Genomic DNA, 15846 nt, shown 5'->3' with positions numbered 1-15846 from the left:
TTTTTTTCACAATACTTATCTTTCCAAGGAGGACTGGTTTATGCTTCACATCGTTGTCTGTATCAAACAGGTGCCTGACAGCAGGGAGATTCGCATCGATCCGAAGACGAACACCCTGATTCGCCAAGGAGTGCCGAGCATTGTCAATTTTTACGATCTGCACGGTCTGGAGGAAGCGCTTCGGATCAAAGATGAACACGGCGCCAAAGTTACCGTAGTCACAATGGGACCTCCGCCGGCGGAAAAAAGTTTGAAAGAGTGCGTTTCACTTGGCGCGGACGAGGGTGTTCTGGTCACAGACCGTGGCTTTGCCGGAGCGGATACGCTCGCAACGTCTTACGTGCTGGCCAAGGCCATAGAGAAAATTGAACAGCAGTGGGGAACCGTGGACATGATCTTCTGCGGAAAACAGACATTGGACGGAGACACGGGTCAGGTAGGCCCGGGCATCGCCTGCAGGCTTGACACGGAGCAGTTGACCTATGTCAGCGGGGTGGAGCGTGTAGATCCCGTTGCCCGCAAGGTAACCGTAAAGCGTCTGCTGGAGGATGGGGTTGAAGTGGTGGAAACCTCCATGCCGGTTCTGATCACTGCTTTGAAGGAATTGAACAAAGTGCGCCGGGCCTCTCTTCCGGGGATGATCCGGGCGGCGCGTTATAAGCCGATCGTGTGGACGACGGCGGATTTCCCGGATTTGGATCGAAGCCGGATCGGTTTGAAGGGCTCGCCGACGATCGTTTCCAAAACATGGGTGCCGGAAGTGAAGAAGGTTGAGGGTGTAAAAATTGAAGGCGATACGGCGGAAGCCATTGCCGAACAGCTCGCGGCAAAATTATGGGAAACGGAACTGCCTGAGCGCTTCGGCTGGTCGTCCTAATCCGCAAAAGGGAGGAATAGACAATGTCAGCAGAGCAAGCAGAACAAATGGATGTGCAAATGCCCGATTGGTCAGCTTACCGCGGGGTGCTTATTGTAGTGGAGCAGCGGGGAGGAGAGGCCAAGAAAGTCTCTTGGCAGTTGTTGGGGAAGGGCCGGGAACTGGCCGATAAATTGGAGGCGCCCCTGATGGCGCTTGTGATGGGAGACAAAGTGGAGCATCTGGCAAAGGAAGCCGTTGGCTATGGAGCCGATAAGGTTTATCTTTGTGAAGCGGAAGAATTGAAAGAATACAGAACCCGTCCGTACAGCCGAATTTGTCTGAAGTTGATTCACGATATCAAACCGGAGATCGTGCTGTTTGGCGCAACGGGAACCGGCCGGGATTTGGCCGGAGCGATTGCCACCCACCTTCCGACCGGACTGACGGCGGATACCACCCAATTGGATGTGGAGCCGCATCCTTCCCGGCTGCTCATGGCCAGCCGTCCGGCATTTTCCGAGAAAATGATGGCGACCATTCTCTGCAAGCAGTACCGTCCGCAGATGGCGACGGCCCGTGCGGGAGTGTTCCAGGCGCTGCCCAGGGACGACGGCAGGCAAGCGGAAATTATTCGCATTGACAACCTCATGCATGAGGAGGAAATTGCCGCCAAGGTGCTTGACTTCATCAGCGAAAGCGGCAAGGTCAATCTCGAGGAAGCGGAAGTGATCGTGGCCGGCGGCCGCGGTCTGGGCGGGCCCGAGCCGTTCGCCATGCTGAAGGAACTGGCCGACGCCTTGGGCGGCGAAGTCGGCGCCAGCCGCGCAGCGGTCGATGCGGGCTGGATTTCGCATGACCACCAGGTCGGGCAGACCGGCCATACCGTACGTCCGAAGCTTTATTTTGCGATCGGTATCTCCGGCGCGGTGCAGCATACGGTAGGCATGAGCAATTCCGATCTGGTCGTGGCGGTCAACAAGGATCCGGAAGCACCGATTTTTCAATTTGCCCATTACGGGATCACAGGCGATTTGTTCAAGATCGTTCCTGCCATAACCGAAGCGGTGAAGAAGAAAAAAGGCATGTTCGGGATCGAACAGCCGCAGAGCGGCAGCGCTGCCCATCCGGTAAACGCATAAGCGGCGGCAATGCGTAATTAAAGAAGAAGGAGCGGATCATCTTGAATGAAAAATTCGATGCAGTAGTCGTCGGGGGCGGCCCGGCTGGAGCAACGGCGGCGCTTCTCATGGCCCGTGCGGGATTGAGTGTCGTGCTGCTGGAGCGGGGAGAATTCCCCGGAGCCAAAAACCTGTTCGGCGGCGTTTTATACAGAAAACAAATTGAGCAATATGTTCCTGACTTCTGGAAAGAGCGGAATGCTCCAGTGGAACGTCAAATCGTCGAGCAGAGGCTTTGGATGATGGGCAAGGAATCGCTTGTCTCCTTCAGCCATCGGAATGAGGCTTATAAAGAACCGCCCAATTGCTTTACCGGTCTGCGTGTAAAGTTCGATCAATGGTATGCCAATAAGGCCGTCGAGGCTGGGGCGATTCCGGTTTTTGAAACCGTGGCGCTCGAAGTGATCAAAGAGGGAGACCGTGTGGTCGGCGTCCGCACCGACCGTGACGATGGGGATTTGTACGCCGATGTCGTGGTCATTGCCGACGGTGTCAATTCCCTGCTGGGCAAGCAAATGGGCATTCACAGGGAATGGAGACCGGATGAGGTGTCTTTGGCGGTCAAGGAAGTAATCCAACTGCCTAAGGAAAAAATCGAAGATCGGTTCAATGTGGAGGGCGATGAGGGCGTCACGATCGAATTTATGGGTGAAACCTCGCTCGGCATGGCCGGGATGGGGTTCCTGTATACGAATCAGGATACGTTGTCCCTCGGGATTGGGGTCATGGTCAATCATTTGCGGGATAAACGAATCAAGCCTTACGAGCTGCTGAATTCGTTGAAGCAGCATCCGATGATCCGCAAGCTGATTCAAGGCGGAGAAACGAAGGAATATTCCGGGCACCTGATTCCTGAAGGCGGCTTTGATTCCATTCCGCCGCTGTCCGGCAACGGTTGGGTCGTCTGCGGCGACGCGGCCCAGCTGGTCAATTTTGTCCACAGGGAAGGAACCAATCTGGCCATGGCGTCCGGACAGTTCGCCGCGGAAGCGATCATTGAAGCCAAGCTGAAGGGGGACACTTCCGCTGCCGCGCTGAAGCTGTACGATGAGAAGGTCCAGGGATCGTTCATTCACAAGGATCTGAAAAAATACCGCGGGATGCATGCGATGCTCAAGGAGATTAATCCCGAGCTGCTGTTCAGCAAGCTGCCTCATGCGGCAAACGAAGCGGCCTACCAATTTTTCCTCGTGGACGGCGTGCCCAAGGCGGAGAAGCAGAAAACGGCGGTCAGGCTGATCAAGGAGGCGGCAGGCGGCTCGATGAACCTGCTGAAATTGGGCTATAAAGGATGGAGGTCGATGAACGGATGAGCCAAACAGGAATATCGGATAAACTGTTTTTGATCCGCTACAAATGCGACGACAAGTCCCATTTGCTGATCAAAGAGACGGATAACTGCATGAAGTGCGCGACCAAGGACTGCAATTTTTTCTGTCCGGCGGACGTGTATGAATGGGATAAAAAAGAAAAGATCACCCACGTGGCCTACGAGAATTGCATTGAATGCGGAACCTGCAGGATTGCCTGTCCGTCCGATAATATCGAATGGGTATATCCCAAGGGCGGCTATGGGATTACCTATAAATTAGGATGATAGTTGCTGTGTATGGGAAGTGCCTCCAAGCTCCGTTGTTTTGAGTTTTTAATAAATTGACTTCGGAAGGTAAAGACTCAAAGCCAAAGTCGCTTATACGGCATCTTCCCATGCTCTGCTTCCCCGCATCAATATATTATTTCCGTTCAACGCCGCCCTCCGGCGTTTTTTCACTTGTCCAGATACTTATTTTTGTAATGGGCCAACGCCAGCAGCGGCCAAGAGTAACGGTAGCCGGGATAATGAAAATAAAATCCTCCGGGCAAGCCTGCGCCTGTGGGATACGTCGTTGTCCAAGGCATGCAGGTGAATTTGGACAATGCAACCCGGACGATGGCGTATTTCGATTATTATTCATGACGCTCGTCGAACGGATTTCCGAAACCCTCGGTTGGTTCGTTCACAGCAGCGATTGGCGTCATATTTACACGTTTGCCGGATATTTGATCTTCATGGGAATCGTTTGGGCCTTCCACTGCTGGACTAGGAACAAATAGCAACTGTTCGCAGGAGAAAGAAAATAAGCAGGCCCGCTGGATGCATACCGGGAATCCCATCGGGACACCCTATAACTAAAAAATGACATGGAAGGAAGTCGGAACCCAGATGGATCAGTCGGCGATATTGTTCCAGTTTGACGATTCCCGCGAGGCCGAGATGGCTTTCGAAACGCTGAAGGATCTCGGCTATGAACCGGTCCTCCAAGAGCTTGCGGACAAGCCTAGCCTGCATATTCATGTGGAGAATAATGATCTGACCTCTGCGCTTGAAATCGCCCAGGCGCATGGGGGAACACTGCTCGAAACGAGTAAAATGGATGTCGGGGCGATGCTCGATACGGCATACGGTATGGAAGGCATTCGCATCCCCGCGCATACCGTGAATGAAGACTGGCCGGCCGGCTATGCGCATGAATAGGGGGATGAGGGGCTTTGGCCCGGTTCGGATATCATTTTGTGGCGGAACGGCAAAGCAGTCTTCCTTTATGAAGGGATGGTTGCATTAATCGTCCCTTCTTTAATTCTTCCGCTTCAGTTAGACAGGAGACGGCTAAAAGAGGGGCAGAACCAGAGTAATGAGCGAAGCAATGATGATGATTTTAGAACCCAATGAACAGTATTATGATGATTCTCAGGAGCTCCAGAAAAAAAGCATGGTTCTTTGCAAATTCATCCCTCTTTTTTGTCGACCTATTTATTCATTCTGCAAATATAAACACATTAAATGGACGTTTTGTTACAGATTCAAAAAAATCAATCGATTTGTGATATACCATACAGATGATCGGTTTGCCCGAGTTTATGATAGAGACAAAGGGATAGATGCAATCTATTTATCCCGGTTGAAGTGAAAGGAGGATCGAAAGAAAAAACCGCAGCCAATGAAGTGAAAAACGATCAAGGAGGTGGTGATCATGTCTACCGTAAAAAAGAAAAAATCCGTGTTTCACATGGTCCCGGTCAATTCCAGGCAAATTGCATTGGTCGTTTATGATGTTTATTCGAATGAACTGTTTGTTCATTACCATTCCGGAGATGTGCGGATGTACCCTTTTGTCTCCAGGGACGAATACAACACTTTACGGGATGCCGCAAACCGGCATGACGAGCTGGTGGACATGATGCAAGGCAGAGAATATGAATTTATTAGACTTGAGGCGGAAAAAGAGCAGATGTACCAATGACAGATGCCCTCAGGGGATATGGTGTCCAGCCGCTGCGGCCGCACTTGAGCCGGCCGTATAGCCAGTGGAAAAAGCGGCGGTGATATTATATCCCCCCGTATATCCATGCACGTCCAGAATTTCACCGCAAAAGAACAAGCCCTTCATTTTTTTGGACTCCATCGTTTTCGGATTGATTTCCTTCAGATGGATCCCGCCTCCGGTAACAAAAGCCTCTTCAAGCGGCAGGGTGCCGTTGACCTCGACAGGAAAGGCCTTTAATAAGGAAGCCATGTTCGTCCACGGCTCTCTCGGGATGTTGTCATAGGTAAGGTCCTCGCGCAAGCCCGATTTTTCCAGAATGAGCGGGATCATGCGTTCCTGCAAATAACCTTTCAGCACATTTTTGACGGCTTTTTTCGGTTCGTCCTTTGCCAGCTTCAAGGTTTCCGCTTGGATTTCTTCGGCGGATTTATCCGGGAACAGATCGATGTGGACGGGAATCGATTTGACATTGAACTGCTTCAGCGCTTTAACGACAAACTGGCTGCACCGAAGGGCCGCGGGCCCGGATAACCCGAAATGCGTGAAGATCATGTCGCCCTCGTGTTCGATGATTGTCTTTCCCTTCGGATTCAGGACGGAAATGACGATGCTTCGCAGAGACAGGCCTTGAAGCTGTCTGTTCCGAATGAACGCCTCATTGGAGGTCAACGGCACTTCCGTCGGATACAGCTCCGTTATGGTATGTCCAGCTTCCTCTGCCCAAATATAACCATCACCTTCAGAACCCGTATGCGGAACGGACTTGCCGCCGACGGCCACAACGACACAATGTCCGGGAATCGTTTCCCCATTTTTTAAACGGATGCCCTCAGTTGTTCCTTCCCGATACAGCACCTTTTCCACCGGATGGTTGACCCGAATCTCCACACCCTGCATACGAACTTTGGCAATCAGCGCATCGACCACGGTTTTGGCTTTATCGGATACGGGGAACATTCTGCCCCGGTCTTCTTCTTTCAGAGGGATGCCCATGCCTTCAAAAAAAGCGATGATATCCTTATTGCTGAAATTGGCCAGCGAGCTGTACAAAAAACGTCCGTTCCCGGGAATGTTCCGGATCAGCTCGTCAAGCTCCTTGTTGTTGGTTACGTTGCATCTGCCGCCCCCGGAAATCCCCAGCTTTCGACCCAGATGCTTTCCCTTGTCAACGAGCAGCGTCCGCGCCCCGTGTTTGCTTGAGGCAATGGCGGCCATCAAGCCGGACGGTCCCCCGCCGATGATGATGACATCGTAGTTTGTTCTCATGAAAATCGTTGACCTCCGATTGCAGGGAAGTTTAGCAAATCAGGCAATTGCTTATTCTGTATCTTAATCCTAACCATCGGTTTTATCAAATCGGAAGAAGAATTGTGCAATTTCCGGCCGCGTTCTTCCACCGTAAGACTTTTTCACCCATCCTCCTTCAGCTTGCCCTATGATAACATCAAAAGATCCTCTGGTTCCCCTTAGATTCGACAATATTAGTGTCCAGTTCATCCGTTATCTGTAGTGGTGAGGGCGGTCTATAAGGCGAGCCAATTTCAGCGGCATGATTGGTCCCCGGAAGATTGAGGCATAATAGCCATGGAAAGGGGCGGATAAATTGTCGGAGACCTTTGGTTTGAGAAGAATGCATCGATTGAACAGGAAAGGCAAAGCGAGGTCAACAGGAAATTAGCGGCAAAAACGCCGGAGGGGACGGCAGTGGATCATTTCACCGGGGCGCAAGAGACGATGGAAGCGGAACGCTTGATTGGGACAGAAGAGAGGATGGAAGCGGAACGTTTCACCGGGATGGAGGCCGGAAAGGGTGCGGATCGCAGTACAGAAACCGGAGCGGGCATGGACGGAGACGGCGGCAAAAAGCTGAAGGGACCTAATCGTCCTTCCATTTGAATACATGTATGTTGAATAATGACTAACGAGGAGGAATGCATAATGTCAGATCCGAAGCAAAAGCAAACCGGCGGCAACGGGGAGAACATGGACAACCTCGGCGGCACTGCCGATGCTTTCGCAGGCCGTGACCTGGACCCTTTTGAAATCGAATTTCTGCCCGAATTTCAGCGGGGAAGGGGACCGCGGGAAGCCTTCGTGAATGAACATGGGGTGGTGATCGGCGACCATCAATACGAGTCGCCCAATTCGCCGCTGAATCAATGGAGCAAAGACACCGATCCCGCCGTAATGGCCGGTGACGAATGGGTGCATCCATATAAGGACATCGGCTTTCAGTCTGCGGAGAATCGGGATTACTTCGAGAAAGGGATCGTCCCGCAAAGCGGGATATTCGAGCATGCCGATAAGGATGCGGCTTACCCGGCGTTTGAAGCCGGAACAGGGGCAGGCCGGGACTCGGACGTGGTGGATCGGGCCGCGGCTGATCCCGCGAGCCAAACTGGGTTCAACAAGGAGGCCGGCAAGAACGGGTGAATGAGCAAGGACGCGTGACAAAAATTAGTTCCACTTTTGTTGGCAAAATATCAACGGTTTAATGATTTTTGCCAACATTTTAGTGGAAGTTATTTTGTCACGCTGTCTAAGACTGAAGGACGAAGTTTACTTGCGGCAATTTCATGCTTTCATTTCCCTCCGGGGGTATGTATAATATGACTTAAGAAACATTTTGTATTAAAAACTATTATAATGATGCCGCAAGGAGTGATTCATAATGTCCATGTCCTTTGAAATGTACATGAAGGATGTCATTCAGCCCATGCGGGACGAATTGACGAGAATCGGCTTCAAGGAGCTTCGCACTCCGGAAGAAGTCGTCGAAAATATCCCCTATGCCAAGGGTACGGCAATTGTTGTGATCAATTCGGTTTGCGGATGCGCCGCCGGATTGTGCCGTCCCGGGGTTGCTCTCGCACTGCAGCATGATGCGGTGCCCGATCATTTGTTTACCGTGTTTGCAGGCCAAGATCGGGAGGCAACGGAGAAAGCGAGGGAATATTTCCTTCCGAATCCGCCTTCATCCCCATCGATCGCATTGATGAAGGACGGGGAGCTCGTGCATTTTATCCCGAGACACAACATCGAAAATCGTGCGGCGGAGCAAATCGCTGCCGAACTGACGGCGGCCTTCGACGAATACTGCAAATAAAAGCTTCTCCCCTGATGTTGGGAAACCTGACATCAGGGGATTGTTTTTTTCACGGCGCTTGATAAAATGTGCCATTCGTCTATACTAAGAAGCAGATGATCATGGTCAATGTATAGATGAAGGAGGGTTCAACCATGAGCCTGCAGCAGGATATCATACGCAGATTCGGCGTAAAGCCGGAGATCGATCCGGAGGAGGAGATCAGAAGGCGCGTTGATTTTTTGAAGAATTATCTTTCGAATACCGGCATGGACGGGCTGTTGATTGCCATCAGCGGAGGAGTCGACAGTGCGGTTGCAGCGGCGCTCTGCAAGAAGGCCACAGACGAATTGACCCGGGAAAAGGGCAAAGAATACTTTACGCTGGGTGTGTTTCAGCCTTATGGGGATCAAGAGGATATTACCGACAGCTATGCGGTGGCTGATGCGATCAATTTGCAGCGCCGGGTGGAAACCAACATCAGGGACTCCGTCGACGAGATGGCGCTGGAAGTCGAATTCGCGCTGAAATCGCTGGGCGTTCACAAGCATCTTTCGCGCGTGGCAAAGGGCAACATGAAGGCGAGAACGCGGATGGTCAAACAGTACGCGCTCGCCGTTGAACTAAATTTGCTGGTCGTTGGGACGGATCACGCTTCCGAGGCGCTGACCGGTTTTTTCACCAAATGGGGCGACGGGGCCGTGGATATCACGCCGTTAAGCTCTTTGAACAAGCGGCAGGTCCGCTTGTTGGCCGGAAAGCTGGGGATTCCCGAACAGGTCATCACCAAAGCGCCGACAGCGGGACTATGGCCCGGACAGACCGATGAGGATGAGCTTGGAATCAGCTATGAGGATAACAGCAGCTACCTCGAGGGAAAAGAAATCGATCCGAAGGTGAAGGAAAAGCTGGAAAGGCAATACCAGATTACCGAACACAAGCGCAGTCCGATACCGGGAATCTGAATCGAAATCATGCTACAGCCTCATTCGATGGAGCACCCGCTCTGTCCGTTCCGTAATGTCGATCACCTGCTCGGACGTAACGGCCAGAGGCAGCCAGAAGTAAATCGTGTCTCCGAGCGGACGCAGAATGAGCCCTTCTTTGAGGCCCTCCCAGTATACCTTATTGCCGGTTCTCTCGCGCGAATCGAAGCTTCTTCCTGAGGATTTGTCCGCCAATAAATCGAATGCTCCGACCATTCCCAGCGAGCGGATGCGTCCGGCGTGTTCATGCGACTCCAGCCTCCGCAAGCGTTCACTCAGCACAGCCGAGGTTTCCTGAACCCGTTCGAGCACCCGTTCGTCGTTGAAGATGGAGAGGCTTTCCAAGGCGACGGCTGCGGCTACCGGATTCCCCGTAAAGCTGTGGCCGTGAAAAAACGTTTTTAGCGTCTCATAATCATCGTAAAAGGCCATATAAATCTCATCCGTGCAGAGCGTGGCGGCGAGCGGAATAACCCCGGCGGTCAATCCCTTGGACAGACAAATCAGATCGGGGGATATTCCCGCATGATTGCATCCGAACATCCGGCCCGTCCGCCCAAACCCGACAGCCACTTCATCGGCAATCAGATGGATGCGGTAGCGGGTACACAGCTCGCGAAGCCTTCTCAAATATTCAGCGGGATAAATAATCATCCCTCCGGCCGCCTGAATCATCGGTTCCACGATGACCGCGGCAATTTCGCCGTGCTTCTCCCGGAACAGCTTCTCCGCTTCGTTGAGAGCGCGCTTCACGCACGCATCGGCCCCCTGCTCCGTCTGATCGGGCCAAATGTGAACATTCGGCGAAGGAATTCGATAGGCATCGAACAGCAGAGGTTTGAACAGGGAGTGATACATCTCCACTCCGCCGACACTGACAGCGCCGATCGTGTCTCCGTGATAGCTGTTTTCCAGAAAGACAAACTTCGTCTTTTGCTTCTCGCCGATTTGCTGCCAATATTGAAAGGACATTTTCACAGCGACTTCCACGGCGGTGGAGCCGTTGTCGGAATAAAACACATGCGACAAGCCTGCGGGGACAATCTCCGTCAGCTTTTCCGCCAGCTCAATGCCCGTGGGATGCGTCAATCCGCTGAACATCACATGATCCATGGAATCGAGCTGACCGGCAATCGCCCGTTTGATGCGCGGATGTCCGTGTCCGTGAACGTTCACCCACCAGGAACTGATTGTATCGTAATATCGGTTGCCGTCCGCATCGTAAAGAAAAACACCGTCGGCTTTTTCAATGAGAAGGTGATCCTTTTCGGCGTAATCCTTCATTTGCGTGAAAGGATGCCAAACAAACTGCCTGTCTTTGTCCAGCAGATGACGTTTCGAGCTCTCATCCATATGATTTCCTCCTTGCCCATTGCGTTATGCAGCGATATTCCAATTGTACTAAAAATGGGATAAACTTAAAAGCAAACTCAGGAAAGCGGTGCAAAAGAACATGCTGATTGGAATAGGCACGGATATCGTGGAAATAGCGAGAATTCGCAAGCTGCTGGAAGGATCGGCAGGCCGGAGGTTTCTGGAAAGGGTGCTGACCGAAGAGGAAAGAGCTCTGGCGAAACAGCGAAGCGGACGCTTGGCGGAGTTTGCCGCAGGCCGGTTTGCCGCAAAAGAAGCGGTCGTGAAAGCGCTGGGATGCGGGATCGGCGGAGAAGTGGGGTTTCACGATCTGCAGATCTTGCCCGACGCCAACGGCAAACCGATATGCTGCATTTCCGCGGCCTCACTCCAAAGGCTTGGCTTCACAGATTCGCTGCAGACTCATCTCAGCATTTCCCACAGCCAAAGCTACGCGATTTCCTTTGCGGCCGCGGAAATCCCGTAACACAAAAAAGCTCCGATGAATCCGATCGGAACTTTTTTCAGCAATATTTTCGCTGCTTATTCTTATTTTTTTGCGGCAAGCCATTCCGCCATCGCTTCGATTTCATCCTCGCTCAAGGTCCCTTTGAAGGCCAACATTCCGTTGCCTCCGTTGCTGATCTGAGTAGCGATTTGATCCTTCGTCAAAGTGGCGCCTACGTGCTGCAGATTCGTTTTGCCCCCTAATTTCCCTTCCAAATCCGTTCCGTGGCAGGTCACGCATTTTTGCGTATAAATGGCCTGTACATCGACCTTTGCAGCTTCCTGTTTGCCGCCCGGGGCTGCCCCTTGATCAGCACCTTGAGTGGCGCCAGGGCTGGGTTGGGGACTGACTTGGTTGTCTGTTTTGGCTCCGCATGCCGACAGCATTGCGATCATCAGCAGCAAAGCTCCGGTGTAAACAGTGATTTTTTTCAGCATGGCGATTTCTCCCTCCTGGTCAATAATTTTCGAGCTGTGATAACATAACTAGTATGACCTCCATCATAATACAATATGACAAAATAAAGGTGTATGATTTATATCACATAAGGATGCGATACGCGGGAGGAAAGGGCATGTCGATCGAATCAAGCGGCCAGAAAGTACTGCCTGCAGTAAGGAGTTTGAAGGATTTTGACAAATTCATGAAAACCGCTTACGACAGCTTTGTCGTCATGGATATCCATGTGGTCCAGCTTAAAGGCATCCAAAAAATTGTGAAAAACAGCGGAAAGAAGATGCTCCTGCACGCCGATCTGATACACGGTCTGAAGAATGATGAATATGCGGCGGAATTTCTGTGTCAGGATTTTAGACCGGCCGGCCTAATCTCAACCAAATCGAAAGTGATTCTGAAGGCCAGGCAGAAAGGCGTGCTCGCCATTCAACGGGTATTTCTGCTGGATTCGAATGCGCTTGAGAAGAGCTACGGCTTGATCGGGACGACTCAGCCGGATTATATTGAGGTGCTTCCCGGCTGCATCCCCCACATTATAAAGGAAGTGAGAGAACGGACGGGAAAGCCAGTTTTGGCCGGTGGACTGATCCGTTCGGTGGATGATGTACATAATGCCCTGGATGCAGGCGCGGCGGCTATTACGACTTCGAATACGGAGCTCTGGGAGCAGTTTGAGCCACAGGGAAAAATAAAATGAACTATCCTGAAAATTGTCTAACCGCAAATAAAGGAACGGAGGGGTTGTAATGGAGCGGTATATAATGGCCTTGGACCAAGGCACGACAAGCTCCAGGGCGATTTTATTCGATCGGCGGGGGCGGATCGTGCATATGGCGCAAAAGGAATTTACGCAAATTTTTCCGAAGCCCGGCTGGGTGGAGCACGATGCGCTGGAAATTTGGGAAAGCGTGCGCTTCGTCATGGCTTCCGTTCTTTCGGAAGCGAATGCAAAGCCGGAGCAAATTGCCGCGGTCGGCATCACCAATCAGCGGGAAACGACCGTGGTATGGGACAAACAAACGGGCCAGCCGGTATATAACGCTATAGTTTGGCAATCGCGGCAAACCGCGGGGATCTGCGAGCAGCTGAAAGCGTCCGGGCACGAGTCCTTGGTCCGCAGCAAAACCGGTCTGCTGATCGATGCTTATTTTTCCGGAACGAAAGTGAAATGGATCCTCCAGCATGTGGAGGGAGCCCGCGAAAAGGCCGAGCAAGGGGATTTGCTGTTTGGAACGGTCGACACCTGGCTGATCTGGAAGCTGTCCGGGGGAACAGCGCATGTCACGGATTATTCGAATGCTTCCCGGACTCTGATGTTCAACATTCATGAGCTGCGTTGGGATGAGCAGCTGCTGGAGATATTGGGTGTTCCGGGTTCGATGGTTCCACAGGTGCACCCCTCCTCTGAGGTCTATGCGCATACGGCGGAGCAGCATTTCTTTGGCAGAGCAGTTCCGATTTCCGGCGCCGCAGGCGATCAGCAAGCCGCCTTATTCGGACAGGCGTGCTTTGAGCGGGGGATGGCCAAAAACACCTATGGAACCGGCTGCTTCATGCTGATGAACACCGGAGAGCAGGCGGTCGGGTCGAGCCGCGGGCTGCTGACGACGATTGCCTGGGGGCTGAACGGGAAAGTGGAATATGCCCTGGAAGGCAGCATATTCGTTGCCGGTTCGGCTGTCCAGTGGCTCCGTGACGGATTGCGAATGTTCAACGATGCCCGGGAGAGCGAGGAATATGCCGCGAGGGTGGAATCGACCGAAGGGGTGTATGTCGTCCCCGCTTTTGTCGGGTTGGGTACTCCCTACTGGGACAGCGATGTGCGGGGGGCGGTGTTCGGTCTGACGCGGGGCACCTCCAAGGAGCATTTCATCCGCGCCACGCTGGAATCCTTGGCTTACCAGACCAAGGACGTGCTGGACGCGATGGAGGGGGACTCGGGCATATCGTTGAAAACACTGAGGGTGGATGGAGGCGCGGTGAGGAACAGCTTCCTGATGCAGTTCCAGAGTGATATTTTGGGGGTGCCTGTCCAGCGGTCCGCCATTAATGAAACGACTGCTTTGGGGGCTGCGTATTTGGCCGGACTGGCGGTCGGCTATTGGAAGGATACGGATGAAATCGCCGCCCTGTGGGAGATCGGAAAGGATTTCAAGCCGGCTATGCCGGAAACGCAAAGGCAGGAATTATACGGCGGCTGGAAAAAAGCGGTGCGGGCTGCTATGGCATTCAAATAGAAAATATTGTATAATGGATTCAAGTTAATAATTGGCTGGAGAAACGGAGAGACCGCTGGCATTATGGCATGACTGCTGTAGTGTTGGTTGCGGCCTCTCTTTTTTTTGGCCGTAAATATCGGCGAAATGCCGAATTTCTTGGGTCGGGGGAATGGATCATGGGAAGCATGCCGGGGAAGCGCCGTTTTTCGGCGCTGGAACGACAACAAGTGTTGGCGGAAATGTCCGCAGACAAACTCGATTTGCTGGTGATCGGAGGGGGCATTACCGGTGCGGGGATCGCATGGGACGCCGCAGTCCGCGGGATGAAGGTCGGACTGCTGGAAATGGGGGATTTCGCTTCCGGAACGAGCGGTAAATCGACGAAGCTGGTTCATGGCGGTTTGCGATATTTGAAACAGGGAGAAGTGAAGCTGGTCAGGGAAGTCGGGAAGGAAAGGGAGCTTCTGCACAGCAACGCGCCGCACATCGTCCTTCCCGCGCCGATGCTGATGCCGATTTATAAAGGCGGAACATACGGCTACTGGGCAAGCTCCGTCGGGCTCTATCTATATGATTGGCTGGCCGGGGTCAAACCGAACGAACGGCGCAGGATGCTGGGCCGGGAGGAGACGATCCGGATGGAGCCGCTGCTGAAGCGGGACGGCTTAATCGGAGCGGGCTGTTATTATGAATACCGTACGGATGACGCCCGGTTGACCGTCGACATCATGAAAACGGCTCACGCATATGGAGCCGGGATCGTGAATTATGCGAAGGCGACGGATTTTTTGTATGAACAGGGCAGAGCGGCCGGTGTCAGGTGCACAGATGAGCGGTCCGGAAAGTCATATGAAATCCGGGCCCAAAAAATTGTGAATGCGGCCGGCCCGTGGGTTGACCTTTTAAGGCAAAAGGACGGCTCGCTTTACGGCAAAAAGCTGCTGCTGACAAAAGGGGTCCATCTGGTCGTGGATCATTCCAGGCTGCCGATCCGGCAGGCGGTTTATTTTGATGTGCCTGACGGCCGCATGATTTTTGCGATTCCCAGGGAGGGAAAGACCTATATCGGGACGACCGATACCGTATATGAGGGACCGATTGAAAGCCCGGGCACGACGAAGTACGATCGGGCATATTTGATTCATGCGGTGAATGCGATGTTTCCGGAAGCCGGGCTCAAGGAGTCAGACATTGAATCAAGCTGGGCGGGCCTGCGCCCGCTGATCGGAGAAGAAGGCAAGGCTCCGTCCGAGATTTCCCGGAAGGATGAAATTTTCATGTCAGCCTCTGGCTTGATTTCCATTGCCGGAGGGAAGCTGACGGGCTTTCGCAAAATGGCGCAGAAGGTGGTCGATTCGGTCGCGGCCCAAATAAAGGATGAAGCAGGGCTTGGATTTCCCGCATGCTCCACGGATCGGATCGTTATCAGCGGGGGTGACAAAAACGGGTTCCCGACTTTCGAAGACTGCCGGGCCCATTTGACCGAACGGGGAATGGCGATAGGCATCGATCGGAACACGGCGGAGCGTCTGGTTTCTCTGTACGGCTCCAATACGGAGCACATCTACCGGGAATTTGAAAATGCAGTGCACAGTGCGGGGGAAACTTCGGATGAAGCATCCGTTGGGCGACAGGAGCGGGATCCGGCAGCGTGTATCCTGCGCGCTGAGGTGCGGTACTGCGTGGAGCATGAAATGGCTGCAACGGCAACTGATTTTTTGGCTCGCAGAACCGGAATGCTGAACTTCGACCGGCTTCGCGCGGAGCGTGAGGCGGAACGCGTGACGGAGCTGATGGCGGACATGTTGGGGTGGGCCGCCGATGAGCGCGCTAGGCAGCGGCGCATGATCGACGACCATCTAATGAAGTAGCCTCGATATCGGTTTTTATATATAAT

At 52.9% G+C, this 15846-nt stretch carries 18 protein-coding genes; 14 read left to right on the top strand and 4 right to left on the bottom strand.

Features of this window, described 5'->3' with window-relative positions; genetic code table 11:
- Nucleotides 1-40 precede the first annotated feature (40 nt).
- Genes VF724_RS11575 through VF724_RS11560 form a run of 4 tightly spaced genes read left to right on the top strand, consistent with a single transcriptional unit; the run spans nt 41 to nt 3634 of the window.
- Nucleotides 41-877 carry an electron transfer flavoprotein subunit beta/FixA family protein gene (locus tag VF724_RS11575; RefSeq protein WP_371754404.1) on the top strand — a complete coding sequence of 279 codons (837 nt, stop codon included), beginning with the start codon at nt 41-43 and terminating at the stop codon, nt 875-877.
- Between the two features lie 23 nt (nt 878-900).
- On the top strand, nt 901-1998 hold the full coding sequence (locus VF724_RS11570) for an electron transfer flavoprotein subunit alpha/FixB family protein (RefSeq protein ID WP_371754403.1): 1098 nt from the start codon (nt 901-903) through the stop codon (nt 1996-1998).
- Between the two features lie 41 nt (nt 1999-2039).
- Nucleotides 2040-3350 carry an FAD-dependent oxidoreductase gene (locus tag VF724_RS11565; protein WP_371754402.1) on the top strand — a complete coding sequence of 437 codons (1311 nt, stop codon included), beginning with the start codon at nt 2040-2042 and terminating at the stop codon, nt 3348-3350.
- Nucleotides 3347-3634: a ferredoxin family protein gene (locus VF724_RS11560; protein ID WP_371754401.1), complete on the top strand. Its 288-nt coding sequence runs from the start codon at nt 3347-3349 to the stop codon at nt 3632-3634. The genes VF724_RS11565 and VF724_RS11560 overlap by 4 nt, the downstream gene beginning before the upstream one ends.
- A gap of 170 nt (nt 3635-3804) precedes the next feature.
- Here the strand turns inward: VF724_RS11560 and VF724_RS11555 are convergent, their stop codons facing one another.
- A complete protein-coding gene (locus tag VF724_RS11555; RefSeq protein ID WP_371754400.1) occupies nt 3805-3954 on the bottom strand; it encodes a hypothetical protein in 150 nt (49 codons plus the stop codon).
- 286 nt (nt 3955-4240) lie between these two features.
- Between VF724_RS11555 and VF724_RS11550 the strand changes: the two genes are divergently transcribed.
- Nucleotides 4241-4552, top strand: coding sequence for a hypothetical protein (locus VF724_RS11550; protein WP_371754399.1), 312 nt, complete (start codon nt 4241-4243; stop codon nt 4550-4552).
- Nucleotides 4553-5048: 496 nt separating this feature from the next.
- Entirely contained in the window at nt 5049-5318 is a 270-nt protein-coding gene (locus tag VF724_RS11545) for a hypothetical protein (protein ID WP_371754398.1), read from the top strand.
- A 9-nt stretch (nt 5319-5327) separates the two neighbouring features.
- Here VF724_RS11545 and VF724_RS11540 read toward each other — a convergent pair whose 3' ends face one another.
- Nucleotides 5328-6608, bottom strand: a complete 1281-nt coding sequence (locus VF724_RS11540) for a BaiN/RdsA family NAD(P)/FAD-dependent oxidoreductase (RefSeq protein ID WP_371754397.1) — start codon at nt 6606-6608, stop codon at nt 5328-5330.
- A 438-nt stretch (nt 6609-7046) separates the two neighbouring features.
- On the opposite strand from VF724_RS11540, the gene VF724_RS11535 reads away from it, so the two are divergent.
- The 4 genes from VF724_RS11535 (at nt 7047) to nadE (ending at nt 9392) form a co-directional block, all read left to right on the top strand.
- Nucleotides 7047-7238 (top strand): hypothetical protein, encoded by a 192-nt coding sequence (locus VF724_RS11535; protein ID WP_371754396.1) that lies wholly within the window; start codon nt 7047-7049, stop codon nt 7236-7238.
- 87 nt (nt 7239-7325) lie between these two features.
- Nucleotides 7326-7775 (top strand): DUF3905 domain-containing protein, encoded by a 450-nt coding sequence (locus VF724_RS11530; protein ID WP_371754443.1) that lies wholly within the window; start codon nt 7326-7328, stop codon nt 7773-7775.
- A gap of 238 nt (nt 7776-8013) precedes the next feature.
- Nucleotides 8014-8448, top strand: coding sequence for a BrxA/BrxB family bacilliredoxin (locus VF724_RS11525; protein WP_371754395.1), 435 nt, complete (start codon nt 8014-8016; stop codon nt 8446-8448).
- 134 nt (nt 8449-8582) lie between these two features.
- Nucleotides 8583-9392 carry an NAD(+) synthase gene (gene nadE / locus VF724_RS11520; RefSeq protein ID WP_371754394.1) on the top strand — a complete coding sequence of 270 codons (810 nt, stop codon included), beginning with the start codon at nt 8583-8585 and terminating at the stop codon, nt 9390-9392.
- A 12-nt stretch (nt 9393-9404) separates the two neighbouring features.
- On the opposite strand, the gene bioA is transcribed toward nadE, so the two are convergent.
- Nucleotides 9405-10766, bottom strand: a complete 1362-nt coding sequence (gene bioA, locus VF724_RS11515) for an adenosylmethionine--8-amino-7-oxononanoate transaminase (protein WP_371754393.1) — start codon at nt 10764-10766, stop codon at nt 9405-9407.
- A gap of 100 nt (nt 10767-10866) precedes the next feature.
- Between bioA and acpS the strand changes: the two genes are divergently transcribed.
- On the top strand, nt 10867-11253 hold the full coding sequence (acpS, locus tag VF724_RS11510; RefSeq protein ID WP_371754392.1) for a holo-ACP synthase: 387 nt from the start codon (nt 10867-10869) through the stop codon (nt 11251-11253).
- A 62-nt stretch (nt 11254-11315) separates the two neighbouring features.
- Here acpS and VF724_RS11505 read toward each other — a convergent pair whose 3' ends face one another.
- Entirely contained in the window at nt 11316-11711 is a 396-nt protein-coding gene (locus VF724_RS11505) for a c-type cytochrome (protein ID WP_371754391.1), read from the bottom strand.
- Nucleotides 11712-11848: 137 nt separating this feature from the next.
- Between VF724_RS11505 and VF724_RS11500 the strand changes: the two genes are divergently transcribed.
- The 3 genes from VF724_RS11500 to VF724_RS11490 all read left to right on the top strand — a co-directional run bounded on the left by VF724_RS11500 (nt 11849) and on the right by VF724_RS11490 (nt 15820).
- Nucleotides 11849-12427 (top strand): glycerol-3-phosphate responsive antiterminator, encoded by a 579-nt coding sequence (locus VF724_RS11500; protein WP_371754390.1) that lies wholly within the window; start codon nt 11849-11851, stop codon nt 12425-12427.
- A 49-nt stretch (nt 12428-12476) separates the two neighbouring features.
- Nucleotides 12477-13967 (top strand): glycerol kinase GlpK, encoded by a 1491-nt coding sequence (gene glpK / locus VF724_RS11495; RefSeq protein WP_371754389.1) that lies wholly within the window; start codon nt 12477-12479, stop codon nt 13965-13967.
- Nucleotides 13968-14125: 158 nt separating this feature from the next.
- The gene (locus VF724_RS11490; RefSeq protein ID WP_371754388.1) at nt 14126-15820 is read left to right on the top strand and encodes a glycerol-3-phosphate dehydrogenase/oxidase; all 1695 of its coding nucleotides are present in this window, start codon (nt 14126-14128) and stop codon (nt 15818-15820) included.
- Nucleotides 15821-15846 lie beyond the last annotated feature (26 nt).

This window comes from Ferviditalea candida (genome assembly GCF_035282765.1).
GTDB classification, from domain to species: Bacteria; Bacillota; Bacilli; order Paenibacillales; family KCTC-25726; genus Ferviditalea; species Ferviditalea candida.
Note: the sequence above shows the minus strand (reverse complement) of the source record. Positions and strands in the feature narration are given on the sequence as shown.

Coding starts and splice junctions, on each gene's coding strand:
- VF724_RS11560 (WP_371754401.1), top strand. CDS start 3,347: ATGAGCCAAACAGGAATATCGGATAAACTGTTTTTGATCCGCTACAAA.
- VF724_RS11570 (WP_371754403.1), top strand. CDS start 901: ATGTCAGCAGAGCAAGCAGAACAAATGGATGTGCAAATGCCCGATTGG.
- VF724_RS11500 (WP_371754390.1), top strand. CDS start 11,849: ATGTCGATCGAATCAAGCGGCCAGAAAGTACTGCCTGCAGTAAGGAGT.
- acpS (WP_371754392.1), top strand. CDS start 10,867: ATGCTGATTGGAATAGGCACGGATATCGTGGAAATAGCGAGAATTCGC.
- VF724_RS11530 (WP_371754443.1), top strand. CDS start 7,326: ATGGACAACCTCGGCGGCACTGCCGATGCTTTCGCAGGCCGTGACCTG.
- VF724_RS11505 (WP_371754391.1), bottom strand. CDS start 11,711: ATGCTGAAAAAAATCACTGTTTACACCGGAGCTTTGCTGCTGATGATC.
- VF724_RS11545 (WP_371754398.1), top strand. CDS start 5,049: ATGTCTACCGTAAAAAAGAAAAAATCCGTGTTTCACATGGTCCCGGTC.
- glpK (WP_371754389.1), top strand. CDS start 12,477: ATGGAGCGGTATATAATGGCCTTGGACCAAGGCACGACAAGCTCCAGG.
- bioA (WP_371754393.1), bottom strand. CDS start 10,766: ATGGATGAGAGCTCGAAACGTCATCTGCTGGACAAAGACAGGCAGTTT.
- VF724_RS11550 (WP_371754399.1), top strand. CDS start 4,241: ATGGATCAGTCGGCGATATTGTTCCAGTTTGACGATTCCCGCGAGGCC.
- nadE (WP_371754394.1), top strand. CDS start 8,583: ATGAGCCTGCAGCAGGATATCATACGCAGATTCGGCGTAAAGCCGGAG.
- VF724_RS11575 (WP_371754404.1), top strand. CDS start 41: ATGCTTCACATCGTTGTCTGTATCAAACAGGTGCCTGACAGCAGGGAG.
- VF724_RS11540 (WP_371754397.1), bottom strand. CDS start 6,608: ATGAGAACAAACTACGATGTCATCATCATCGGCGGGGGACCGTCCGGC.
- VF724_RS11525 (WP_371754395.1), top strand. CDS start 8,014: ATGTCCATGTCCTTTGAAATGTACATGAAGGATGTCATTCAGCCCATG.
- VF724_RS11490 (WP_371754388.1), top strand. CDS start 14,126: ATGGGAAGCATGCCGGGGAAGCGCCGTTTTTCGGCGCTGGAACGACAA.